Here is a 22,862-nt window from a genome sequence, read left to right as displayed (position 1 = left end):
TCAGAACGAGGTGCTGAGCGTCAATTCAAACGACTGGTCACGGTCGAAGTCTTCCTTGACCAAGGCCTCCGTGAAATTGAAGCGCAAGGGCCCGACCGGCGTATTCCACAGGATCGCAAAACCGATGACCTGGCGGAACGAACCACCTTCACCCACGATATTACCGCCTGCCACGTTCACGTCGCTCAAGTCCCACAGGTTACCGATGTCATAGAAAAGACCCCCGGTAATACCGTATTCCTCCGGCAGCCCCAATGGGAATTCCGCTTCAAATCGCGCGACCACATAGAGGTTCCCGCCAAGCGGGTCTTCACCACTGACGGACAGATCGCGTGGCCCTATCCCGCCGGGTTCAAACCCGCGCATGATGTTGGTGTTCAGCAAGAAACGATCGACCGCCCGGTTGGTGCCACCGGACCAGGACAACGCCCCACCCTCGAGGGTGGCGCGCAAGGTGACTTCCTCGCTCAGCACTCTGGTCTGGCCCACAACGCGACCCGTGGTCTTGATGTATTGGCTGTCGCCGCCAATACCGGCAAAATCCTGGCCGAATTCCAACAAGTAACCGGAATTCGGGTCCAACCCTGTCAAGCGCGTGTCATAGGTCAACTCGTAACCGAAGGCGCTGCTCAACTGTTCACCCACCGCGATTTCATTGCCGATTACAGCGCCGTTCACTGGCACGTCACGCGCCTGCATCTCGGAATCTTCAAGCGTGTAGCGCAACTCTAGCCGGGTGTTTTCCGCAATCGGGAACGTCAGGGACGGCTGGAACAGGAAACGCTCGGTGTCATAGGTGGTGAAGGAACTGTCCGTCTCCGCAATGTCAAACCGCACGCCAAATGCGAGGTCGCGCCCCAGAAAGGCAGGTTCGACAAAGTTGATCCCGTAGCGGCGCGAATCCTCTGTGGTCTGCACGTTCAATGCAAGTCTCTGGCCCCGTCCGAGGAAGTTGTCCTCAGCAAAACGGACTGCAAAACCAATACCGTCATTGTTCGAGAATGACGCACCGAAACTGAAGGATCCGGTGGGCGCTTCAACCACATCGACATCGACCACAACCTGATCAGGCGCAGAACCTTCACGCGCGTTGACCTCAGCGGTCTCAAAATACCCAAGCGCGCGGATCCGTTCCGCCGCCTCGCGAATTTCACGGGGATTGAAAGGATCACCCTCTACACTGTTGAATTGCCGACGGATCACCTGATCCAGTGTTGTTGTATTGCCCTCAACATCGATCCGTTCGACAAAGACACGAGGTCCCCGAGACAGCACATATTCAATGTTCAGGCGCACATTCCGCTCGTCGCGGGTCACCCGCGGCTCAACGCGCAAGAAATCGACGCCATCGCGCAGCGCCTGACGTTCCATGCGCGCGATATCCGCCTCCAGAAGGCTGGGCGAATAGACCACACCGGGTTTGATCTTTGCGATGTCGCGGTAGATATCCGCGTCAGCACCGGCAATGTCGCTTGATACCGTGATTTCGCCGAACCGGAATTGCTGGCCTTCCTGAACATCGAACACCAGAAAGTAAGCATCGCGCTCTTCGGTCAGCTCTGCATTGACGGAATTTGTTCGAAAATCGATGTAACCCCGTGACAGGTAGAAGTCGCGCAACAATTGCTTATCGAACTCGATGCGATCTTCAACCAGCAAATCTGCCCGCACGAAGGCGCGGAAAAATCCGGCTTGTTTGGTGTCCAGAACACGGCGCAGGCGTCGGTCGGAATAGGCGCGATTGCCGACAAAACTCAACCGTTCAATTTCAATATTGTCGCCCTCAAAGATCTCAAACACCAGGTCGACGCGATTGTCGGACCGGCGGATGATCGTCGGGGTTACCTTGGCCGCCAAGCGTCCTTCGGTGGCATATGCGTCAGCGATCAATCCGGCATCGCGCTCGGCCTGAGACGGGTTGAAGACGCGCCGCTCATTGGAATTGATTGCAGCGGCCAGAGCTTCATCATCAATGCGCGCGTTGCCTTCAAAGCTGATGCGGTTGATGGTCGGAAACTCCACCACGGTGATGCGCAGTGAATTGGGCTGCGGATCAAAATCGATGCTTTCAAACAACCCGGAGGCGTTGAGTTGCTGAAATGCGGTATTCAGTTCCGCCGCACTCACAGTTTGTCCGGGAGCGATTCCTGCGCGCGTGAGGATCGCTGCGTCTCCCACACGGACGTTTCCGTCAATTGAAATGGAATTCAACGTGTATTGCTGTGCCAGAACCGGTTTGGCTGACGCCATCCAAGCCACTGATAAAACCAGACAAAAACTGCAAAGTTGCAGCAAATTTCCGATTGTTGCGAAACGTCCAAGCTTGCGTGGGCCTGTGCCCAATGTGCCCCGTGTCATGACCTGCCCCGATCCTCAGATTTTTATGACTATCTGAGTACCGATGTTGGGAAGTATTGTCAAAACCATGTGGGTATAAATCCTGAAAACACTACATGGGCGCATTTACAGCAGGAAATACAATCATAGGTTATTTTATATTTTCAACGCCGTAGCATTGCTTCAGCTAAGGATCGTTGCCAGCCATGTGCTTGTGCCAAGTGCTAGTAAAATCGTTGCAAGGTACAAGGCCCGATCCCAATTGAGATCCATCAGCAAGCTCAACCCGCGATATCCATCATGTAGCGTGTGCATTGGCATTCTCCAAATTGCTCACAGAGACGCTATACAAAGAATGAGGCGTGAATTTGACCGAATGTGGCACAATCAGGGCATTTCAAAACCTCTGTTACGGGCAGAACAGATCGTTCCCCAGGGCAAAAACCATCAAAGTCAGTACCGTTGCGAGCCCAAAGGTCATTAAAACCCGTAGTGCCTTGTCGCTCGGCGGCTTGCCCGTCACGGCTTCATAGGCGTAAAACACCAGATGTCCGCCATCAAGTGCGGGGACGGGAAACAGGTTCAACAGCCCAACGGCCGTGCTCAGCACGGCAATAAACCAGATAAAGGATTCCGCACCCTGACTGGCCATAGCACCTGATGTCTGCGCGATCCCTATGGGTCCGCTGAGGTTACAGGTACTGATCGCGCCCGTGATCATGTGGCCCAGCCCGGAAAGAGATCCCTCGATGATGCGACCCGTCTGACGCACGCCAGCCATTAACGCTTCGCCAACACCAGGCGTTTGCGTGGCCGCTTCAAAAGCAAGCCCGCCAGCGATACCGATACGCCACTGGGTCGCAAAACCGCCGCCGGGTTGGGGTTCATCCACCCGTTTGGGTGTCAGTGTGACGTCTAATTCATCGCCCGCACGCCACACCATCAGCGCCAGCGAGGCACCGTTCCCACCTTCGACGGCGGCTTTGAGCTCATCAAATGAAAAAATTGGCGTGCCGTCGATGGCCGTTATCACATCACCCACTTCCAAACCGGCGCCAAAGGCCGCGCTTTGCGGGCTGACCCCGTTGACCAGCGGTGGCAGTATGTAGGCGTCGGTCACATCGCGTTCGGACTGGCCGCGCAGCACGGTATACTCCAGCAAGGGTTGCCGCGGGATGGCGTCTATGAAGTCCGCGTATGCCTGAGTTTCTTCGGTGCTTGGCACCTCAGCGCCATTGATGCGCAGGATTTCATCCCCGACTTCCAAACCGCGATCCGCAACCGGCAAGGGCCGCAATTCGCCGACTGCCAATTGATCCCGTGCCACGCCGCTGGTCAAAACCACGCAGGCAAAAACAATTATGGACAGCGCAAAATTAAAGATCGGGCCTGCCGCAACCGTTGCGGCGCGCGCCCACAAAGGGGCACCATGCATGGTTGCGCGCAACCTTTCGGGGTTATCTGCCGCCGCGGCCATGGCCGCGTCATCCCGACCAGAGGCCGCATTAGCGTCACCCGCAAATTTCACATATCCGCCAAAGGGTAACGCTGCCACCTGCCATTTAGTGCCCCGATGATCGACGCGGGACCAAAGCACCGGGCCAAAACCCAGCGAGAAAACATCGGCGTGAATGCCCGACCAACGCCCCACAATGTAATGGCCATATTCATGGATCGCGACGATCACGGAGAGCGCCAGCACAAAGGCCGCGACCGTCCAGACAAATCCGCCAAACTGGGGGATCAACGCAAAAATATCCAAAGTCTAACCTGCTCTTTTGTTAATGACCCTCTGGGTCTCTTGTCGTGCCAGATGGTCCACTTGGGCGACGTTATCAAGGGTCATGGTGGCATCAATATGGCCGGGCATGCCCGAAACGATGTCCAGAACTTCTTCTACAATGGTTGCCATTTCATTGAAACCGATATGGCCTGCGATGAATTGATCCAGTGCGGTTTCTTTGGACGCGTTGAAAACCGCGCCCGCAAGGCCCCCGGTTTGCATGACCTCGCGCGCCAGCCTGAGTGCGGGCCAGCGTATCTCGCATGGCGCGCGGAAACTAAGGGTCGCGATCTGCGCCAGATCGAGCCGTTCGACAGGAATTTCCCGGCGCTTTGGCCAGTGCAATGCATATCCGATGGCGTGGCGCATGTCCGGCGGGCCCACATGCGCCATCAGGCCACCGTCAACAAAGCCGACCAAGGCATGGATCAGGGATTCAGGATGCACGACCACTTCGATCTGATCCGGGCGCACGCCGAAATATTCCCGTGTTTCAATGAGTTCCATCGCCTTGTTGAACATGGATGCTGAATCGATTGTAATCCGCTGACCCATGTCCCAATTCGGATGACTGGAGGCCTGATCAAGCGTTGCATGCGCCAGATCTTCGATCGGCCAGTCCCGAAACGCACCACCGCTGGCTGTAATGATTACCCGCTCGACTGCGCTCATATCCTCCCCGGCGAGCCCTTGAAAAACTGCGGAATGCTCGCTGTCCACTGGCAAAAGTTGCGCGCCATGATTTTTAGCGGTTTCCAGCATAAGCGCGCCAGCGCAGACCAGAGATTCCTTATTGGCCAACGCCAACGTCTGCCCCTGTTTAAGCGCCTCAAGACCCGGTGCCAGCCCAGCGGCCCCGACGATTCCGGACATGGTCCAATCCGCAGGGCGCGTTGCGGCCTCAACAATGGCCTGCGTTCCCGCCTGCGCCTCAACGCCTGAACCTGCCAAGGCGGCGCGCAAGTCGGGCAGCAGATGATCATGCGCGGTGACCGCCACCTCCGCGTTCAACCGGATGGCATCAGCTGCCAGTTTGGTGATGTTACGCGCACCGGTCAGCGCCACAACGCTGTACTCCTCTGGCGCGCGGGCGATCAAGTCAATTGTGTTCTGGCCGATCGAACCCGTGGCACCAAAAATGCTGATCCGACGCATCGCCTACCCCGGCACCACAGCAGACCCCATCAGGGGCCCACCGATGATCAACAAAAACACGGCAGCACCCAACATGCCGTCAAACCGGTCCAACAAGCCGCCATGTCCGGGGATCAGGTTGGAGCTGTCCTTTACGCCAGCGCGGCGCTTTATTGCGCTTTCGGCAATGTCCCCCATCTGGCTGGCCATGGACACCGCGACTGATATGCCGATCAATTGCATCCCTGCTCCGGTATTGGCCATGAACAAAGCGCCAACAACAGCCGCCCCAACCCAGCCAAATCCGGTGCCGGCCCAAGTTTTCTTGGGGCTGACGCGCGGCCAGAATTTTGGCCCGCCAATCATGCGTCCGGCGAAATAGCCAACCACATCCGTGGCGACAACCACCAGGACCAGCCAGAGCATCCAATAAAAGCCCAGATCGTCACGCACCGACATCATGCCGTAGCCAGCCAGCACCACCATCACCGAAAAAACCATGTAGATCGTTCTGAACTGCTGCAGTTGGCCAAATCCTACAAGCGCTGCCGCCAAGAGAATGGGCAAGGCAAATCCGGTCGGCAGATAAATCGCAACAAAGGCGGCACAGCCCGTCAGCAGGCCCAGTTGCAACGCCTTGTCTCTGGGCGCGCGCAGCATCACTGCGAGCTCCCAAACCATCAATCCACAAATGACGGCAACCATCGCATGGAAAATATGACCCCCTGCCCAGACGCCCCATAGACCGAAAACGACCATTGCCGCCCCCGACCCCATGCGCGCGGCAAGATCCGACCACCTTTCAGGCGCTGCATTCACCCAAGCACCCCACCATAGCGACGTTCGCGGCCGCCATAGGCCGTACAGAGTTCCTGAAACTCTTCGCGGGTGAAATCGGGCCACAGCGTGTCGACAAATTCATATTCGGAATAGGCCGCCTGCCAGAGCAGAAAGTTGGAGATGCGCGCCTCACCGCTGGTGCGTATGACCAGATCCGGGTCAGGCAGAACATATGTATCCAAGTATCGCGGCAGGGTCTCCTCATCCACATCGTCGGGTTGCAAGCGCCCCTCGGCGACGTCTGCTGCCAAACGTTTGGTGGCGCGCGCCACTTCGTCGCGACCGCCATAGTTCAGGGCGATTGTCAGATGGACGCGGGTGTTCTGCTCGGTGGCGACTTCCAGATCATGCATCATCGAGATCAGCTTATCATCCAGACGCAGGCGGTCTCCGATGAAACGAACACGCACCCCGGAGGTGATCAGCGCTCGGGTTTCGCGCACAATATAGCGGCGAAAAAGGCTCATCAATCCAGCCACTTCAACCTGCGTGCGTTTCCAGTTTTCGGTGGAGAACGCAAAGATCGTCAGATAGTCGACGCCGATTTGCGGGCAGCTTTCCACGATTTCACGGACACGCCTCGCGCCGGCATGGTGGCCATACAAGCGCGGTCGTCCACGTTGCGTCGCCCATCTGCCGTTGCCATCCATAATGATTGCAACATGGCGCGGACATCCCGGTATCAGATCGATTTTAGGTTGCGGCACACCTGCCATTGTATTCTCCTGATGCCCACACCCCTGCCCCAATATAGACAGCGTAGTCTCCGTCGGTAAATCGCTTTTGCACGCTGTGCGCGAAGAAATCCTTGCCATTCATGTAAAAACGCAACGGTTTGTCCTTGAAAGCGTTCTCGAAACGAAAGCGTTTAGACGTCCCTTTATCTAAACCTGCATGATTTCGGTTTGCTTGTTTTCGAGCATCTCATCAACGGATTTGATCGCGCGATCGGTAATTTCCTGCACTTCGCCTTCCCAGATTTTCTGGTCGTCTTCCGACATCCCATCTGACTTTGCCTTTTTGATCTGGTCCATCCCGTCACGGCGCACATTGCGCACAGACACCCGCGCGTTTTCCGCATATTGCCCGGCGACTTTGGTCAGTTCACGGCGGCGTTCTTCGTTCAATTCCGGAATCGGCAGCATGATGATTGTGCCATTCAGTTGCGGATTTATGCCAAGCCCGCTTTCACGAATTGCTTTTTCAACCTTCCCCACGAGGCCCTTGTCCCAGACATTTATTGTCACCATCCGGGGCTCGGGCACGTTCACAGTCCCGACCTGATTGACCGGTGTCATGGACCCGTAGGCATCCACCATCACCGGCTCCAGCATGGCAGCAGAAGCCCGCCCTGTGCGCAGCGACGCAAACTCCGTGCGCAAATTGGCCATCGCGCCATCCATGCGCCTCTCCAGATCATCGGTGTCGAGCATAAAGTCGTCTGACATAACTTATTCCTGCCAAAAGTTTCTGCGATACTCCTGTGCCGGCACCGCAATTTGGCGTCTTATAATTCAGGAAGATGATGAAAGGCCAGCATGAGTTGCCCCGGAGGATACGCAAAGCCGCACCATCGGTGATCTCCATGGCCCGACGCGGGCTGGTATCAGGCACCAGATGTGTCGCGCCTTGTGCGAAATCATCGGCGGATTCAGGCCGAGCGAGGCGCTTTATGTGCCGTTGACCGCGTCTATATGCTCCGGCGTTCCTTTATCTCCCGCCACCGCCTCGGCAGGAAGGCGCAATGGCTTTTCGGGCATGGGCTTTTGTTTGCCCGGAAAATGTCTCAAAAGCAGATACAGGTCAAAACTCCTTTCAAGGCATCTTTTCCGCATGACCCCCTTTGCCAGCCAAAACGCCAAAACCCTGCTTGCATCCCTGTCGCGCGAAAGACCTGTCTTGATCGCCGGGCCGACTGCCTCGGGAAAATCTGCCTTGGCGATGGAAATCGCGCAGCAGCATGGCGGTGTCATCGTGAATGCGGATGCCAGCCAGGTCTACGCGTGCTGGCGGACCCTCACCGCGCGACCCACTGAAGCGGAAGAAGCCGCCGCAAGGCACAGGCTATATGGGCACAAGAAGGCCCGAGACCAATATTCGACCGGACATTGGCTGCGCGAGGTGACCGGGCTACTGGATACCGCCGAACGCCCCATCATTGTGGGCGGCACAGGGCTTTATTTTCAAGCTTTGACCCAAGGTCTGGCGGATATTCCCCCAACGCCGGAGTCCGTCCGTGTGCAGGGCGATGCGCTGTCGCTTCCTGCACTGCTCGACGCGCTGGATGCACCAACCAAAGCTCGGATCGACACGGCCAATCGCGCCCGTGTACAACGCGCCTGGGAAGTGCTGCGCGCCACCCAACGCAGCCTTGCCGAGTGGCAAGAGCAGCCAATTCATCCCGTCCTGCCCATCGTGCAAGCAGAAACAATCGTCTTTGATGTAGACAAAAACTGGCTCAACGAGCGTATTGAAAAACGTTTCGATGTGATGATCGCCAACGGCGCGCTGGAAGAGGCCCGCAGCGTTTGGCCGGATTTCGATCCGGCGCTGCCCGCGCATCGTGCAATTGGCGCACGCGAGTTGATGGCCCATCTGAGCGGTAAAATGTCCTTGGAGGACGCCCGCGCGCAAACAATCATTGCCACGCGGCAATTCGCAAAACGCCAACGCACCTGGTTTCGCTCAAAAATGCGCGGTTGGTCGCCCTTCTCGCCGCATATTGCTGGCGGGCACTTGTATTAATTATACTATTGTTAACTACTCTTGACACAATCTTGGGTAGATAATGTTTCAAATGCGATGTTTCGCAATGAGGTCGAATGGCACTGGGCGCGCTGAGTATCAAATCACTGTCTCAACTCAGTAAAGGTCAGGACTGGCGCTTGTCCCTCGCGCATGACCGGGCTGAAAATCTGATGATCTGGATCACGCGCGGGCAAGGCCGACTCCTGCTGGATGGGCAGCGCCTCGGCGTGGGCACCCACAACGCGATCGTTGTACCGTCGCGATCCCTCTTTGCACTTGATCTTGGTCGCCAAGGCGTCGGACAGGTCGTCGTAATTCCGGAAGCCACGGAGTTGTCGGTGCCGCAGATGCCCAGACTTCTGCGCATCCGCGACGGCTCAGTGATGAATGATCTGACCACTCTGATTGATGCGGCCACACGCGAACAGACCAACGGCAAACCCCTGCGCGCACAGTCCATGGATGCTTACGGTGCCCTCATCACCGTGTGGGTGCATCGCCAATTGGGATTGGAGGAACACGCGTTGCCGCGGCGCAAGGCAGGAACGCGCCTGAGCGCGGCTTATTGCAAGCGGATCAGCATGTATTTTTCGCATCCCATGACGATGGCAGATCACGCCGAGGCTCTCGGGGTCACGCCGACGCACCTGACTCGCGCCTGCAAGGCGGCCACCGGCAAAACAGCAGCGGATCTGCTGACAGAGCGCGTGTTGCATGAGGCAAGATGTTTACTGGCGGCAACAAAGGTGCCCGCGCAGGATATCGCGCGACATCTTGGCTTCGGCAGTGCCGCTTACTTCACACGTTTCATGCTACACCACACGAAAGAAACCCCAACTGCGCTGCGCAAAGCTTCCAAACGACTGGATGAGGCCGCATAGACCTATTGATCATGCAAAAAGCGAAATGCGCGCAACAAGGCCCCACTGTGGATTTGTTAGCCAGCGGACCGTGGCGCGTTTCCTTTGCAAACCTGACATTTTTCGTTGCGAGTCGCCGCAAGGAACAGTCAGCATCGTGTGCACAACTGGTAGTGCACAAGCGCTTGCCTCCCGTATGAAAGCTCAAATGGAACGCATGTTGCGGCTTGCGCCAATTCCGCCGCGCCACCTTGTTTTCATTCCGAGCTCTGAGAAATTATAGTTACCCGCTCACAAGCGGAGCCTTCATGAAGACACAGCAGCGAGGCCGCGCCGCCATAGGCTTAAATTTTGCATCGACGGTCCCAGTAGCACTGCGCCATGACCGCCATTTTTTCGCGGATCAATGCCTGACAACGAAGGCCAACCATCGCTGCAAAGAGTTCAATTTGCGACCCGTGCCATGTCGCAAATGAACAATTTTGCCGACAAGCTTGCATTGACGCTGCGAAAAAAGTCATGCCTCATGCCAAAACAAATTAAATGCAAAGCTCAAAAGAGCTTGGAAAACCGGCGCGATCCACGTGCCATAGCCTGACAACAGGGGCACACATGGGACTATTTATACTCAGACGGCTGGGCGTGATGATATTGACCGCGCTTTGCCTGACGTTCGTCGTCTTCTGGTTGACGAATCTCTATCCGAACCTCGAAAAGCTCGCCAAGACTCAAGGCAATTTCCGCATGTCCGATGAGGCCGTGGAAAGCTACCTCGGGAAAAACGGCTACCTGCAACCGATGCCCGTGAAATTCGGCCAATGGTTGGGCGTTTTGCCGGGCTGGACGCTGGAAGATGAAGGCGTAATGACGGGCAAATGCTTTGTTGCTGATACGCCTGTCGAAGAACAGCGCAGCTTTTGTGGCGTTTTGCAGGGTGATTGGGGTCAGTCGACCGTTTTCAAGGACGATGTGGGGTCTATTGTCAGCACGCGCTTGGGGTTGACGGGTAAACTGATGTTCTTTGTGATGATGGTCATGGTGCCCATGGCGCTTCTGATCGGGGTGCTTGCAGGCATGCGGGAGGGATCGAAACTCGACCGATCGCTCTCGACCTTTTCCATCGCCTCAACCGCCACCCCGGAATATGTGTCGGGGGTTATATTTATCGCCGTTTTCGCCTCCTCAGCCTTTGGACTGAAATGGTTCAAAGGATCGGCAACCTCAGCCATGGAAAGCGTGACGTTTGAGAATTTCACCCTGCCGGTGATCACCATCGCGCTTTACGGGATGGGATACATTGCCCGCATGACACGCGCTTCGATGACCGAAGTCATGACCGCGCAATACATCCGAACGGCTCGGCTCAAAGGCGTCAAATTTTCGGACATAGTTTTGAAACACGCGCTCAGAAACGCGCTGATCGCGCCCTTTACCGTCATCATGTTGCAATTCCCGTGGCTGTTAAACGGGGTGGTGATCGTCGAGACGCTGTTCAACTACAAGGGCTTTGGCTGGTTGCTGGTTCAGGCGGCCTCAAACAATGACATCGAACTGCTGCTGGCGGTCTCGGTTGTCTCAGTCATCGTGGTGCTGGTGACCCAGCTGATATCGGATATCGGCTATGTCTACCTCAATCCACGCATCCGGATCGCATAAGGGAGGGCTGGTTCAATGGAAGAATTATCCTGGGGCGGCATTCTCGCCCGCATGTTCCTTCAACTCGGTCCGGTCTGGATCGCGCTGATTGTTCTTTTCGCCGTGTCGATGACATATAAACGCCGTCTCGGCCTCTATGGAAAACTGTTTGACAGCACCATCGGCATGATCGGTTTCGCGCTGGTGATGTTCTGGGTTTTCGTCGGTATCTTCGGCGGACCGCTGGACATGCTGGTGACGCATGATCCGCTCAGTCAGGTGTCGGGGATGAAGAACAAGATACCCGGCACACCGATGCGCGGCGCGGAAGAAGGCGAATATGCCTGGTTCCTGCTGGGCGGCGACAACCTTGCGCGCGACGTCTTCAGCCGCCTGATCAAAGGCGCGTGGGTCGTTGTGCAAATCGCGCCCATTGCTACGCTCTTTGCCTTTATGGTGGGAATCACGCTGGGCCTTCCGGCGGGTTATTATGGCGGGCGTCTGGACACGATCCTGTCGTTTCTGGCGAACCTGATCCTCGCTTTCCCGGTGATCTTGCTGTTTTATCTGCTGGTGACCCCGGAGATCGTGCTGACGGGCATCCCGAATTATATGGCGCTGTTCCTCTTTGTGTTTCCGCTGATTTTTGTCTGTATCCTGCTGAATTCGCGATATTACACGCAACCAAAGGTGCGCACGCCGCTGTTGATCGGGGTCTTGGGCGGGTTGGCGTGGCTTTACCTGTCGCTTGTTTCAACGAATGGCTCGGTGGTTGCCACACCAACCTATTCGATCCCCGGCATACCGGCGTTCCTGGATCTCTTTGACATCGATCCGGGGATTCTGGTCGTGTTCGTTTCGGTGGTCTTTGTGAACTCGCCCACGGTCTTTCGGATCGTGCGCGGTCTCGCACTGGACATAAAAACGCGGGACTATGTGGCAGCCGCACAAACGCGCGGCGAAGGACCCTGGTACATCATGCTGTGGGAAATCCTGCCCAATGCACGCGGGCCGCTGATCGTCGATTTCTGCCTGAGGATTGGCTACACCACCATCCTTCTGGGGACGTTGGGTTTCTTTGGTTTGGGCTTGGAGTCAGAAAGCCCGGACTGGGGCAGCACGATCAACGCCGGGCGACGTTTGCTGGCGCTTTATCCGCATGCGGCGATTGCACCTGCACTGGCGCTGCTGACGCTGGTGCTGGGGTTGAACCTGCTGGCGGACGGGCTGCGCGAGGAATCCCTGCGCGATTGACGAGACAGCGGGCTGGGGACCCTGTTCCCGGCCCGAAAAAGTATTTCTGGCCAAAAGAAGCGACACGCGACTGATCGGCCCTCCTGAAGGAGACAAAAGATGCCAAAGACCGACTATGAGGGTCCCATTCTCGAAATTGATAAACTGTCGATTTCATTTTTCACCCGCCTGCGCGAAATTCCGGCCGTCATGGATTTCTCGGTACACGTCAAACCCGGCGAAGCCGTCGGTCTGGTCGGAGAATCCGGTTGCGGTAAATCCACGGTCGCCCTGGGCGTCATGCAGGACCTTGGCAAAAACGGGCGCGTCGTCGGCGGTTCGATCAAATTCAAGGGCCGCGATCTGGGCGAGATGAATGACGAGGAACTGCGTGACATTCGCGGGTCCGAAATCGCGATGATCTATCAGGAACCGATGGCCTCACTGAACCCGGCGATGAAGATTGGCAAACAGCTGATGGAAGTCCCCATGATCCATCAGGGTATGAACGAAAAAGACGCCTATGAGCGCGCACTTCAGGTGGTCACGGACGTGAAGCTGCCCGACCCCAAACGCATTCTGGGCTCCTTTCCGCACCAGCTCTCGGGCGGGCAACAACAGCGCATCGTGATCGCCATGGCCCTGATGTCGGAACCCTCTCTGCTGATCCTCGATGAGCCGACGACCGCGCTTGATGTGACGGTGGAAGCTGCCGTTGTGGAACTGGTCAAGGATTTGGGCAAGAAATACGGCACGTCGATGCTGTTCATCTCGCACAACCTTGGACTCGTGCTGGAAACCTGCGATCGGATTTGCGTGATGTATTCCGGCGAAGCGGTTGAACGGGGCTCCATTGAGGATGTGTTCGACAAGATGCAGCACCCCTATACCCAAGCGCTGTTCCGCTCCATTCCCCTGCCGGGTGCGGATAAAAACGCGCGCCCGCTGATCGCCATTCCCGGGAATTTTCCCCTGCCCCACGAACGCCCCAAAGGATGTAACTTCGGACCGCGCTGTGACTATTTTGAAGCTGGCACATGCGATCAGGGGTTTATCCCGATGCATCAGGTGGATCAGGACGCCCGTCATGAAACCCGCTGTGTGAAGTTCAAGGAGATCGACTGGAACGCACCGCTGGAACTGGCGGATGTGAAAACCAAGGGTGAGGTCGGCGATGTTGTCCTGAAAATGGATAACCTCAAGAAGTATTACGAGGTAGCGGCAAATGCGATCTTTGGCGGCGGCAGCACAAAGGTTGTCAAAGCCAATGAGACGCTGAGTTTTGAAGCCCGCGAATCTGAAACCCTGGCGATTGTGGGGGAATCCGGTTGCGGTAAATCGACCTTTGCCAAAGTGTTGATGGGATTGGAAACCGCGACCGAAGGCAAGATCCTGCTGGGAAACAAGGAAATTCAGGATATCCCCATCGAAGATCGCGATACGAAAACCGTGTCCGAAGTCCAGATGGTCTTTCAAAACCCCTTTGACACGCTGAACCCTTCCATGACCGTCGGGCGCCAGATCGTGCGGGCGCTGGAAATATTCGGCATCGGGGAAAGCGATCGGGAACGCAACGACAGGATGTTGAAACTGCTCGATCTGGTGAAGCTGCCCCGCGAATTTGCAATTCGGATGCCACGGCAGTTGTCAGGGGGCCAGAAACAGCGCGTCGGGATCGCCCGCGCCTTTGCCGGGGATGCCCGCATTGTGGTTGCTGATGAACCGGTGTCTGCTCTGGATGTTTCTGTGCAGGCGGCAGTGACCGATTTGTTGATGGAAATCCAACGCGAACATAAAACCACGCTGTTGTTCATCAGCCATGATCTGTCGATCGTGCGTTACCTGAGCGACCGGGTGATGGTGATGTATCTGGGCCATGTGGTTGAACTGGGCACCACGGATCAGGTGTTTGCGCCGCCCTATCACCCCTATACTGAAGCGCTTTTGTCTGCCGTGCCCATCGCCGATACATCGGTGAAAAAGAAACATATCGTTCTGGAAGGCGATATTCCGTCTGCCATGAACCCGCCCTCGGGCTGTCCGTTCCAGACACGCTGTCGCTGGAAATCTGAGGTTCCGGGCGGGCTGTGTGAAACCGACATGCCCCCGGTGCGCATGTTGCCCGGAAATCATCAAATTAAATGCCATCTGAGTGATGAAAAGCTGGCAGAGATGGATCCCGTGATCGAAGTCGGTGTGGCCGCAGAATAGCAGATCGACCGGAAAAACGGCGCAGATCGGGGACTGATCTGCGCCGTTTACCACCTCAGGCCACGGGACGGTGAGCCTTGGCGGGACCAATTGTCATCACCCATTGGGTTGGCAGAACACCGGGTAATGACCACTCGTTAAAGCACTATCCTAACCGTCGATTTTCACATCTTCGGCTGGCACCAACTCCAGCACGCGTTCGGCAAAGGTGACAATCATTGCGTTGTAAAAATCGGCGTCGCTTGGTGTTTTGACGACGTAACCCTCTGGCATCGACTGCAGGTCAGTGTGCGCCGAAAGATTGATTGGCTCGACCACCTGACGGCTCCCGCCCTGATAGGACAGAACGCCCTGCAATTCGTTAAACTCAGCAGAGTCCGGCAGAATGGTATCGCCATCCAGACTAACCTTTTTGATCGTGACTGAGATGATTGGCGCTGTGGGATCAGTGGTTGTATCGACCCGTTGCATGATTTCGCGCGTCAAGTCGTCGGCAATTGTCGGGTAAAGGTCGAGGGCATTGCTGCCTTGGGGCGCTTCCAATGTGGTTTTGACATCAATCGCCCCTATGCCGGTCCCGGCGAGGGCCCCTGAGGCCATGAAAGCCGACAGGCTGATGGATGTTGCAAGCGCCGTATTCTTTACTAAATCGAACATCGTGATGTTCCTTTTCGTGCAGTTGATCCGCACTGGCGGGATGAGCCGCAAGCACTGAGGAGAAAACAAAGGCGGCCTGAAATTGTTCCATTCACCGCCACCGGATCGGCAGTTTTGGGCAGACATCAATGGAATCTAATTCACAGATTTCAAAATTTAATGCATTTTAACAAAAGGTTACTCTCAGTACTCGATAAGCGGTCTCTCGCTGAGACAATCTGTGCTCGATGCGATTCATGGAGGCGTGACAGGGCCCTGCGCGGACCCACTGTCACAAAGCCTCGCTGCAGCAAGAGTGTAAAAACTGGTCTTATGCCAGATCAACGGAGAGCGCAGATGTTACGCCATCTGTATGACAACACGAAACGATCACCCGTACAGGTCAGGCAGGGAAACCAAGGCCGCAAGACAGCCTGCACACCATTGAAGGATAAGCGGTTCGAGTGCTATTGCCCGCCAATGATTTTGACGTAATTGCGGGTTTCTTTAAAGGGCGGGACACCGCCGTACTTCTTCACCGCGCCAGGTCCCGCATTGTAGGCCGCCAGGGCCAGACGCCATGAGCCAAATTCGCGGAACTGCGTCTTGAGGTATCGCGCGCCACCCTCCAGATTTTGCTCCGGATCCAAAGGATCTACGCGAAGGCTCCGTGCGGTCCCCGGCATCAATTGGGCGAGACCCAAAGCCCCTTTGTGAGATTTGGCTGTGGGGTTCCAGTTGGATTCCTGTTGCACAAGCCGCAGGAACAGGTTTTCCGGCACACCGTGTTTGCGCGCCGCCCGTTTTGCCATCTCCAGAAACTGGCCTCTATACCGGCCCTCATATTCAGGGTTTGCCCATTTGCTGGGCGTATATACGGTTGGCGGTTTTAGTCTGACCGAGTTCTTGTACTGCCCGGCAGCACGGGTATCGAGCACGCGTTTCTGTGAAGAAAACAGCTTGGCACGGTTCTTACTGGAGAGGGTTTGCGCCTCAAGCGGAACGCTCACCATCACAAATGCCACGATCACCGCGCAGCTAAATGCCAGTCTGGCCAATATCTTGCTGATTTCCCTCATCCACGATCCGGATATACCGAAACCACGCCGCAATCCAGCGTTTTGACGCATGAAAATGATTGTACAACCCACAGTATAGCGATGTTCAATTATCCTCGCGCCCGGTATACAAACACCCTAATTCGGACTTTCGGGATTCGCGCAGCACCCGAGGCATCACAATCCAGACGTCAAAGGGGGCATCATGGCAGGCTCAGTCAACAAAGTAATTCTCATCGGCAATCTGGGGCGTGACCCTGAAGTGCGCAGTTTCCAAAACGGCGGCAAGGTCTGCAACTTGCGCATTGCGACCTCTGAGACCTGGAAAGACCGCAATACCGGCGAACGCAAGGAACGCACTGAATGGCATTCGGTCGCGATTTTCCAAGAAGGCCTTGTACGCATCGCAGAGCAGTATCTGCGCAAAGGGTCCAAGGTTTACATCGAAGGGCAGCTGCAAACCCGCAAGTGGCAGGACCAGTCCGGTCAGGATCGCTATTCCACGGAAGTCGTGCTGCAAGGATACGGCGGCACGCTTACCATGCTGGACGGTCGTGACGGCGCAAGCGGTGGCGGCAACTTCGGCGGTGGCGGTGGCAGCCCGGAGTCCATGGGATATGATGACCGGTCCAGCAGCAGCTCAGGCGGCGGCAGCCCGGCACCTTCACGCGATCTGGATGATGAAATCCCGTTCTGAGGATATTCTGGTCCGGCCGCTCAAACGGTCGGATGCCGATCAGCTGGTCACGCTCTACAATGAACTGACCTTTGGTCCCAAGACAGCGCGAATTTCCGATATTTGCGCTGTTTTAGCGCATCCCGGGACGTTCATTTTCGGGGCCGAAATCGATGGTCGGCTCGTTGCCATGTGCACGTTGCATATTCTGCCCAATGTGACCCATGACGCCCGCCCCTATGCGCTGATCGAAAACGTTGCGACGACACCCAAGTTCCAAATGCGCGGGATCGGGCGACAGGTCATGCAGGCCGCCATAGATGCAGCATGGGCGCAAAACACCTATAAAATCATGTTGCTGACCGGTCAGAAACGCGGTGCGCGCGGGTTTTACGAAGCCTTGGGATTTGATTGTGAGGACAAATTCGGCATGGTGTTGCGACGCGCCTAGGCACGCCCGCGCAAAGCATCCTTCAATACGCCGCGCACTGCATCACCCGGCACGTCGGACGTGATGAATGCCTTGCCGATGCCGCGCGCGAGGATAAAGCGCAGAACCCCCTGCTCGACCTTCTTATCCTGCCCCATCAGATCCAGCAGCCCATCCGCATCCGGCAAATCTCCGGGGATATCGGAAATGTCGGTTTTCATGCCCATCTCCTTGAGATGCGCCCGCACCCGGCTGGGATCTTCTTGCGAACACAGCCCCAAACGAGACGACAATTCAAAGGCCAGCGCACAACCCACCGCGACACCTTCGCCGTGCAGCAATCGGTCTGAGTAACCCGTCGCCGCTTCAAGCGCATGGCCGAATGTATGTCCCAGGTTCAACAGCGCGCGGTCCCCGTGTTCTTTTTCGTCGCGCGTGACGATATCCGCCTTCATCTGCACCGACCAGCGCACCGCCTCGACACGGGCCTGCATGTCTCCTGCGGCAAGGGCTGGTCCCTGCTCTTCGAGCCAGTCAAAAAAACTAGCATCCCCAAGCAGGCCGTATTTCACGACCTCGCCGTAACCCGCCAGAAAATCACGCGGCTCCAACGTGCCCAAAACGCCCGTATCCGCGAGCACCAGCGAGGGTTGATGAAATGCCCCGATCAGGTTTTTGCCCTGCGTGGCGTTGATCCCTGTCTTGCCACCCACCGAGCTGTCCACCTGCGCCAGAAGCGAGGTCGGCATCTGCACAAACCGCACACCACGGCGCAGGATGGCGGCGGCAAAGCCCGCCAAGTCACCGATCACGCCGCCGCCAAATGCGATCACCATGTCGCCGCGCTCCACGCGCTGGTCCAACAACCAGCCCACGCTTTGCTCCAGCGGACCCCAGGATTTTGTCACCTCACCCGCCGGCAAGGCCAGCGCTTCCGCTGTGATCCCCGCACGGGCAAGACCTGCTTTCAACGTCTCCAGATGCAGCGCAGCGACGGTTTCATCGGTCAGGATCGCCACTTTGGGCCGTGACAGAAGGGGCGCGATGTCAATGCCCGCACGTTCCAGCAATCCCGGCCCGATCCGAACATCGTATGCGCGGCCGGGCAAATCGACATGGACAGTTTCAAGCATCCTTTTGTTCCAATACATCCGGTCGGGTCAGCAATTTGGATGCTACACGCTTCGCCATTTTGTCCAATGACACAGGGGGCGCACAGGATACGCGCAAATCCGCCTTGCTGTATTCAGGAACGCGCTGGGCAAACAGGTCGGCAAGGGTCGCTTTGGGGTCTGCGGTTTGCAGCAAAGGTCGGGTATCACGATGACGCACCCGGCTCCACAAAAGCTCAAGATCCGCATCCAGCCAAACCGCAACACCGCTGCGCGCAATGTTTTCGCGATTTTCAGCGGATAAAAACGCTCCCCCGCCAGTGGACAGGACACATTTGCGCTCCTGAAGCAGGCGATGGATCACCTCGGTCTCGCGTGCCCGGAAAAAAGCTTCGCCATCACGGGCAAATATCTCGGGCACGGTCATATTCGCGGCCATTTCGATTTCCAGATCCGAATCGAGAAAGCTGACATTGAGCAATTGCGCCAGAGTACGGCCCACTGCTGTCTTGCCAGCCCCCATCATTCCGACCATCACGACGGTTTTTTTCAACACAAAGGGCCGCGTCTGGGTTTCTTTCGTCACGGATTGCTGAAAATCGCTCATATTTCTCTGAATGACGTGATATTGCTCGAAAGGCCATATATAAGTTTCGAAAAATCGGCAGGCAATCAAGGCAGTAAATATAATGTCGCGCGTCTTTAAACTTCTGGCATACCTGATTGTGATCGGGTTTATAGGTCTTGTGGGCTATGCTTATATCGGGCCTTACTTCGGGGCTGACTTTTCAGCGCCACAAAATGAGGTTCGCGTTCCAGTGACGCTGGATGCCAATTAGATCCCTGCCATATCTCTGCTGTTTTGTGCTGAGCGGCGTGTTGGTGACGTCACTCATGGCGCAGGAGACGCCAGGCGAGCAACCGCTGTCCGTCATCGATTGGGTCCAGCAGAATCCGGATCAGCCCGCACTGACCTCCGTGGCGATGCCACTGGGTGAGCCACCTGTCGCCAGTTCCGGGCTGGTGCCGACTGTGGACGTCAAGCCGCTGTCCGAGGAGGCTGCGCGCATTATCGGGCTTGTGCCTGCCGAGGTGACGGGATTGTCGCCGGATTTATGGCAGGCCAGCGACCCGGAGGATCTCAGCCTCAGAATGTCGAAGCTGCCTGATTTTCGCCTGCCTGCGGCACAGGCGCTGTTGTTTACAGCACTGTTGACGGAAGCACGCGGACCCGGGGACGACAGCGGTGCGGAGGATCTCTTTACCCTTGCCCGGGTTGCGGCGCTCCAACGTTTTGGCGCATTGGATCCCGCAATTGCACTGATCGAACAGGCTGATGTCACCCGCGACAAGGCCCATTTCGCCGCTTACATGGATTTGGCCTTGCTGACCGGTGATGAATGGCTGGCCTGCAATATCCTGAGCGCGCAACCACACCTGAGCCCGGGACCCGGACATCGGATCTTCTGCGCCGCGCGGCAAGGAGATTGGTCCACTGCCGCGCTGCTTTTTGACACGTCGCGCGCACTATCCGTGATGACTAATTCGGAAACTGCGCTGCTGGATCGTTTTCTGCATCCGGAGTATTTCGACGGCCTCGCGCCATTGCGCCCGCCGGCACAGATCACGCCGTTGACGTTTCGACTTCATGAAACAGTTGGCGAACCGCTTCCCACCCGCTTTCTGCCGCGCGCCTATGCTGTGGCCGATCTGAGCGATCTGGTGGGGTGGAAAGCGCAATTGGAGGCCGCAGAACGCTTGGCTAAAACCGGCGCTTTGCCCGACAACCGCCTGCTTGGACTCTATACCGAACGGCTACCCGCAGCTTCCGGCGGGATTTGGGACCGGGTTGAAGCGATCCAACACTTTGACACCGCCCTTGATACAAGGTCGAAAGAAGCGGTTACGAAAACACTGCCAGATGCCTGGGCCGCCATGCAGGCGGCGGAACTGGAAACCGCTTTTGCGGGACTGTTTCACCCACGATTGGACAGGGTCGCCTTGACTGGCCCGTCCGCAGATATTGCCCAGACCCTATCCCTGTTGTCAGCAGATTTTCGCAGTGCGGCAAAGGACATTGATGCGCCTTTCCTGCAAGCCGTTGCTGCGGGCGATCCGTCTGGATTGTCTTCTTCGGACCTCTTTGAACAGGCGATCATCGATGGGTTCAAATCCGATGCCGCGCGCCACGAACATGTTGCTATGGCGCGGCAAGGCAAATTGGGCGAGGTCATCTTGCATGCCCTCGTCGCGCTTGAAGAGGGCGCGGCCGGGGACGCCAGTGCCTTGACTGAAGCGCTTGGCACGCTGCGCGCCCTCGGGCTTGAGGACACAGCGCGGCGCGCGAGTTTGCAAATTCTGCTGCTGGACAGGTTTGGCGCATGACCCAGACCCATTGGATATCCGCCTTTCTCGAGGCACAGGCTGCGGAACTTGGCGCGGCACGCAATACGCTTTTGGCCTATGGCCGTGATTTGAAGGATTTTGAGAGCTGGCTTGCGCATCGCAAAACAGGTTTCGAGGCCGTGAGCAAATCGGATGTGGAATCCTATTTGGTGAATTGCGACGCGCAAGGACTGTCCAAAGCCACACGCGCGCGGCGCCTGTCCGCAATCAAACAATTGTACCGCTTTGCTTTTGAGGAGGGCTGGCGCCCGGATAATCCTGCGATCCAGATTTCCGGCCCCGGGCGGGACAAGCGCCTGCCCAAAACCCTGTCTGAGGCAGAGGTTGATCTTTTGCTGGAAGCCGCACGCGCCTCGGGGCGCACAGAGCAGGACCGGGCCCGCAACACATGCCTGATGGAACTGCTTTATGCGACAGGCATGCGCGTTTCGGAACTGGTAAGCCTGCCGATGAGTGCGGCGCGCGGGGATCCCCGGATGCTGCTGATTCTCGGCAAAGGTGGCAAGGAACGCATGGTGCCCCTGTCCCCGCCGGCGCGAGAAGCTTTGGCGGATTGGCTGAAAATCCGCGATGCTCTGGAGGACAAACGCCGCGGTGCGGGCAAACCGGTTTCCAAATTCCTGTTCATGTCCAACTCGGCGGCAGGCCATCTCACGCGGCACCGTTTCTATCTGCTGATCAAGGAATTCGCCGTCACCGCAGGTGTGTCGCCGGGTAAGGTGACCCCCCATACGCTGCGCCACGCCTTTGCCACGCATCTCCTCGCCAATGGGGCTGATCTGCGCTCCATCCAAACCTTGCTCGGACATGCGGATGTGGCGACCACGGAGATATACACACATGTGCTTGAGGCGCGTTTGTCAGAATTGGTGTTGACCCATCACCCGCTGGCCAACGACGCGCCACGCAAAACGTCAGGCAAGACATCCTCTGACGGCCAATAACCGCTGAGCAGTGCCGCGTCATATCCCTGTGTGAGATCTGCCTCACGCATCTCACGTGCCGCCGCTTCTGCATCATAGCTCAAGTGATGGATAGAAACCTTACCGTGCGCCAGAACAGCATAACGCGTTTGCACCCTCCCGTCATTAGGCGGCATCCCGATGACACCGGGATTGATCCAACGCCCGCGCGCTGTCTCTTTGACAAAGGCCAACCCGCAATGACCGGCGATCACGTGATCTACAGGACCAATTGCGGACTCTACCGCCTGCCATTCCTCGGCAAAAACCGCCTCCGGATCGCTGGGCCAGATGAACCGCGCAATGTCGGTAATTCCGCCGTGAATGACCGCATAGCGCGCGCCATGGTGTTGAAAGCTGATGATGTCCGGGCGCTCGTTCATCCACTCGCGTCCATCGACATCAACCCGGGACAGGGCAAACGGATACCACCCCCTGCTCAACAGATCACAGGCGCTGCCATCCTCAAACCCGCATCCGCAATCCGCAGCCCCCTGCCCCAATTGCTTTTCGCAGTTCCCCGCCACAACCGCCGCACCGCTGCGCATCAACAGATCGATACAGGCCTGGGGGTCCGCACAATAGGCAACCACATCACCGGTGCAGATCATCCGCGCACCGGTTGCCCCACCCGCATCGCCCTCGCTCAAAAGCGCCTCCAATGCGTGTCGGTTTGAATAGGGTCCGCCAAACAGCAACACCGGGCCGTTGATTATGCCCAGATCACAGTGCTTATGCGGCTCTTCTCTTGATTGAGACACGCTTGATACCCATAACCCTATTATCGAAATTCAAAGGTAA

At 56.9% G+C, this 22,862-nt stretch carries 23 protein-coding genes; 11 read left to right on the top strand and 12 right to left on the bottom strand.

Translation table 11 applies throughout. The features are described from left to right. The 7 genes from bamA to frr all read right to left on the bottom strand — a co-directional run bounded on the left by bamA (nt 1) and on the right by frr (nt 7,542). Nucleotides 1–2,250, bottom strand: a complete 2,250-nt coding sequence (gene bamA, locus R8G34_00610) for an outer membrane protein assembly factor BamA (GenBank protein MDW3221383.1) — start codon at nt 2,248–2,250, stop codon at nt 1–3. Between the two features lie 270 nt (nt 2,251–2,520). Beyond that, nucleotides 2,521–2,652 (bottom strand): hypothetical protein, encoded by a 132-nt coding sequence (locus tag R8G34_00605; GenBank protein ID MDW3221382.1) that lies wholly within the window; start codon nt 2,650–2,652, stop codon nt 2,521–2,523. 94 nt (nt 2,653–2,746) lie between these two features. Further along, nucleotides 2,747–4,099 (bottom strand): RIP metalloprotease RseP, encoded by a 1,353-nt coding sequence (gene rseP / locus R8G34_00600; protein MDW3221381.1) that lies wholly within the window; start codon nt 4,097–4,099, stop codon nt 2,747–2,749. 3 nt (nt 4,100–4,102) lie between these two features. Beyond that, nucleotides 4,103–5,275 (bottom strand): 1-deoxy-D-xylulose-5-phosphate reductoisomerase, encoded by a 1,173-nt coding sequence (gene dxr, locus R8G34_00595; protein ID MDW3221380.1) that lies wholly within the window; start codon nt 5,273–5,275, stop codon nt 4,103–4,105. 3 nt (nt 5,276–5,278) lie between these two features. Beyond that, nucleotides 5,279–6,073 (bottom strand): phosphatidate cytidylyltransferase, encoded by a 795-nt coding sequence (locus tag R8G34_00590; protein ID MDW3221379.1) that lies wholly within the window; start codon nt 6,071–6,073, stop codon nt 5,279–5,281. Continuing rightward, entirely contained in the window at nt 6,070–6,810 is a 741-nt protein-coding gene (gene uppS / locus R8G34_00585; protein ID MDW3221378.1) for a polyprenyl diphosphate synthase, read from the bottom strand. The genes R8G34_00590 and uppS overlap by 4 nt, the downstream gene beginning before the upstream one ends. 168 nt (nt 6,811–6,978) lie before the next feature. Further along, a complete protein-coding gene (gene frr, locus R8G34_00580) occupies nt 6,979–7,542 on the bottom strand; it encodes a ribosome recycling factor (GenBank protein ID MDW3221377.1) in 564 nt (187 codons plus the stop codon). Between the two features lie 385 nt (nt 7,543–7,927). Here frr and miaA point away from each other — a divergent pair, with 385 nt between their 5' ends. From miaA to R8G34_00550, 6 genes are all read left to right on the top strand, one after another. Next, nucleotides 7,928–8,839, top strand: a complete 912-nt coding sequence (gene miaA, locus R8G34_00575) for a tRNA (adenosine(37)-N6)-dimethylallyltransferase MiaA (protein MDW3221376.1) — start codon at nt 7,928–7,930, stop codon at nt 8,837–8,839. A gap of 77 nt (nt 8,840–8,916) precedes the next feature. Further along, on the top strand, nt 8,917–9,723 hold the full coding sequence (locus tag R8G34_00570; GenBank protein MDW3221375.1) for an AraC family transcriptional regulator: 807 nt from the start codon (nt 8,917–8,919) through the stop codon (nt 9,721–9,723). A gap of 385 nt (nt 9,724–10,108) precedes the next feature. Continuing rightward, nucleotides 10,109–10,300 carry a hypothetical protein gene (locus tag R8G34_00565; GenBank protein ID MDW3221374.1) on the top strand — a complete coding sequence of 64 codons (192 nt, stop codon included), beginning with the start codon at nt 10,109–10,111 and terminating at the stop codon, nt 10,298–10,300. 14 nt (nt 10,301–10,314) lie between these two features. After that, on the top strand, nt 10,315–11,358 hold the full coding sequence (locus R8G34_00560; GenBank protein ID MDW3221373.1) for an ABC transporter permease: 1,044 nt from the start codon (nt 10,315–10,317) through the stop codon (nt 11,356–11,358). A gap of 15 nt (nt 11,359–11,373) precedes the next feature. Continuing rightward, nucleotides 11,374–12,591, top strand: coding sequence for an ABC transporter permease (locus R8G34_00555; GenBank protein MDW3221372.1), 1,218 nt, complete (start codon nt 11,374–11,376; stop codon nt 12,589–12,591). 99 nt (nt 12,592–12,690) lie between these two features. Continuing rightward, nucleotides 12,691–14,781 carry an ABC transporter ATP-binding protein gene (locus R8G34_00550; protein MDW3221371.1) on the top strand — a complete coding sequence of 697 codons (2,091 nt, stop codon included), beginning with the start codon at nt 12,691–12,693 and terminating at the stop codon, nt 14,779–14,781. Nucleotides 14,782–14,931: 150 nt separating this feature from the next. Here the strand turns inward: R8G34_00550 and R8G34_00545 are convergent, their stop codons facing one another. Both R8G34_00545 and R8G34_00540 read right to left on the bottom strand, forming a co-directional pair. Then, on the bottom strand, nt 14,932–15,438 hold the full coding sequence (locus R8G34_00545; protein ID MDW3221370.1) for a hypothetical protein: 507 nt from the start codon (nt 15,436–15,438) through the stop codon (nt 14,932–14,934). Between the two features lie 446 nt (nt 15,439–15,884). After that, on the bottom strand, nt 15,885–16,430 hold the full coding sequence (locus tag R8G34_00540; GenBank protein MDW3221369.1) for a lytic transglycosylase domain-containing protein: 546 nt from the start codon (nt 16,428–16,430) through the stop codon (nt 15,885–15,887). Nucleotides 16,431–16,680: 250 nt separating this feature from the next. Here R8G34_00540 and ssb point away from each other — a divergent pair, with 250 nt between their 5' ends. Next, nucleotides 16,681–17,172, top strand: a complete 492-nt coding sequence (gene ssb / locus R8G34_00535) for a single-stranded DNA-binding protein (protein MDW3221368.1) — start codon at nt 16,681–16,683, stop codon at nt 17,170–17,172. After that, entirely contained in the window at nt 17,153–17,602 is a 450-nt protein-coding gene (locus R8G34_00530; GenBank protein ID MDW3221367.1) for a GNAT family N-acetyltransferase, read from the top strand. The genes ssb and R8G34_00530 overlap by 20 nt, the downstream gene beginning before the upstream one ends. Here R8G34_00530 and aroB read toward each other — a convergent pair. Both aroB and R8G34_00520 read right to left on the bottom strand, forming a co-directional pair. Beyond that, nucleotides 17,599–18,714 carry a 3-dehydroquinate synthase gene (gene aroB / locus R8G34_00525; protein MDW3221366.1) on the bottom strand — a complete coding sequence of 372 codons (1,116 nt, stop codon included), beginning with the start codon at nt 18,712–18,714 and terminating at the stop codon, nt 17,599–17,601. The genes R8G34_00530 and aroB overlap by 4 nt on opposite strands. After that, nucleotides 18,707–19,300 carry a shikimate kinase gene (locus R8G34_00520; GenBank protein MDW3221365.1) on the bottom strand — a complete coding sequence of 198 codons (594 nt, stop codon included), beginning with the start codon at nt 19,298–19,300 and terminating at the stop codon, nt 18,707–18,709. The genes aroB and R8G34_00520 overlap by 8 nt, the downstream gene beginning before the upstream one ends. A gap of 82 nt (nt 19,301–19,382) precedes the next feature. Here R8G34_00520 and R8G34_00515 point away from each other — a divergent pair, with 82 nt between their 5' ends. From R8G34_00515 to R8G34_00505, 3 genes are read left to right on the top strand one after another with little or no spacing between them, the layout of a single operon-like run. Next, on the top strand, nt 19,383–19,532 hold the full coding sequence (locus R8G34_00515) for a hypothetical protein (GenBank protein ID MDW3221364.1): 150 nt from the start codon (nt 19,383–19,385) through the stop codon (nt 19,530–19,532). Then, nucleotides 19,522–21,078, top strand: a complete 1,557-nt coding sequence (locus R8G34_00510; protein MDW3221363.1) for a hypothetical protein — start codon at nt 19,522–19,524, stop codon at nt 21,076–21,078. Before R8G34_00515 ends, R8G34_00510 begins: the two co-directional genes overlap by 11 nt. Further along, nucleotides 21,075–22,043 carry a site-specific tyrosine recombinase XerD gene (locus R8G34_00505; protein MDW3221362.1) on the top strand — a complete coding sequence of 323 codons (969 nt, stop codon included), beginning with the start codon at nt 21,075–21,077 and terminating at the stop codon, nt 22,041–22,043. The genes R8G34_00510 and R8G34_00505 overlap by 4 nt, the downstream gene beginning before the upstream one ends. Here the strand turns inward: R8G34_00505 and R8G34_00500 are convergent. Further along, nucleotides 21,980–22,822, bottom strand: a complete 843-nt coding sequence (locus R8G34_00500; protein ID MDW3221361.1) for a metallophosphoesterase — start codon at nt 22,820–22,822, stop codon at nt 21,980–21,982. The two genes, R8G34_00505 and R8G34_00500, sit on opposite strands and share 64 nt — an antisense overlap. Nucleotides 22,823–22,862 lie beyond the last annotated feature (40 nt).

Source organism: Paracoccaceae bacterium (assembly GCA_033344815.1).
In the GTDB taxonomy this organism is placed as follows: domain Bacteria; phylum Pseudomonadota; class Alphaproteobacteria; order Rhodobacterales; family Rhodobacteraceae; genus Roseobacter.
The sequence above is the reverse complement of the archived record's forward strand: the minus strand, read 5'-3'. Positions and strand labels throughout refer to the sequence as shown.

Bases quoted from the DNA above. Each gene is read 5' to 3' on its own strand.
- bamA (MDW3221383.1), bottom strand. From the start codon at position 2,250: ATGGCGTCAGCCAAACCGGTTCTGGCACAGCAATACACGTTGAATTCC.
- R8G34_00605 (MDW3221382.1), bottom strand. From the start codon at position 2,652: ATGCACACGCTACATGATGGATATCGCGGGTTGAGCTTGCTGATGGAT.
- dxr (MDW3221380.1), bottom strand. From the start codon at position 5,275: ATGCGTCGGATCAGCATTTTTGGTGCCACGGGTTCGATCGGCCAGAAC.
- uppS (MDW3221378.1), bottom strand. From the start codon at position 6,810: ATGGCAGGTGTGCCGCAACCTAAAATCGATCTGATACCGGGATGTCCG.
- frr (MDW3221377.1), bottom strand. From the start codon at position 7,542: ATGTCAGACGACTTTATGCTCGACACCGATGATCTGGAGAGGCGCATG.
- miaA (MDW3221376.1), top strand. From the start codon at position 7,928: ATGACCCCCTTTGCCAGCCAAAACGCCAAAACCCTGCTTGCATCCCTG.
- R8G34_00570 (MDW3221375.1), top strand. From the start codon at position 8,917: ATGGCACTGGGCGCGCTGAGTATCAAATCACTGTCTCAACTCAGTAAA.
- R8G34_00565 (MDW3221374.1), top strand. From the start codon at position 10,109: ATGCCTGACAACGAAGGCCAACCATCGCTGCAAAGAGTTCAATTTGCG.
- R8G34_00560 (MDW3221373.1), top strand. From the start codon at position 10,315: ATGGGACTATTTATACTCAGACGGCTGGGCGTGATGATATTGACCGCG.
- R8G34_00555 (MDW3221372.1), top strand. From the start codon at position 11,374: ATGGAAGAATTATCCTGGGGCGGCATTCTCGCCCGCATGTTCCTTCAA.
- R8G34_00550 (MDW3221371.1), top strand. From the start codon at position 12,691: ATGCCAAAGACCGACTATGAGGGTCCCATTCTCGAAATTGATAAACTG.
- R8G34_00545 (MDW3221370.1), bottom strand. From the start codon at position 15,438: ATGTTCGATTTAGTAAAGAATACGGCGCTTGCAACATCCATCAGCCTG.
- R8G34_00540 (MDW3221369.1), bottom strand. From the start codon at position 16,430: ATGGTGAGCGTTCCGCTTGAGGCGCAAACCCTCTCCAGTAAGAACCGT.
- ssb (MDW3221368.1), top strand. From the start codon at position 16,681: ATGGCAGGCTCAGTCAACAAAGTAATTCTCATCGGCAATCTGGGGCGT.
- R8G34_00530 (MDW3221367.1), top strand. From the start codon at position 17,153: ATGATGAAATCCCGTTCTGAGGATATTCTGGTCCGGCCGCTCAAACGG.
- aroB (MDW3221366.1), bottom strand. From the start codon at position 18,714: ATGCTTGAAACTGTCCATGTCGATTTGCCCGGCCGCGCATACGATGTT.
- R8G34_00520 (MDW3221365.1), bottom strand. From the start codon at position 19,300: ATGAGCGATTTTCAGCAATCCGTGACGAAAGAAACCCAGACGCGGCCC.
- R8G34_00515 (MDW3221364.1), top strand. From the start codon at position 19,383: ATGTCGCGCGTCTTTAAACTTCTGGCATACCTGATTGTGATCGGGTTT.
- R8G34_00510 (MDW3221363.1), top strand. From the start codon at position 19,522: ATGCCAATTAGATCCCTGCCATATCTCTGCTGTTTTGTGCTGAGCGGC.
- R8G34_00505 (MDW3221362.1), top strand. From the start codon at position 21,075: ATGACCCAGACCCATTGGATATCCGCCTTTCTCGAGGCACAGGCTGCG.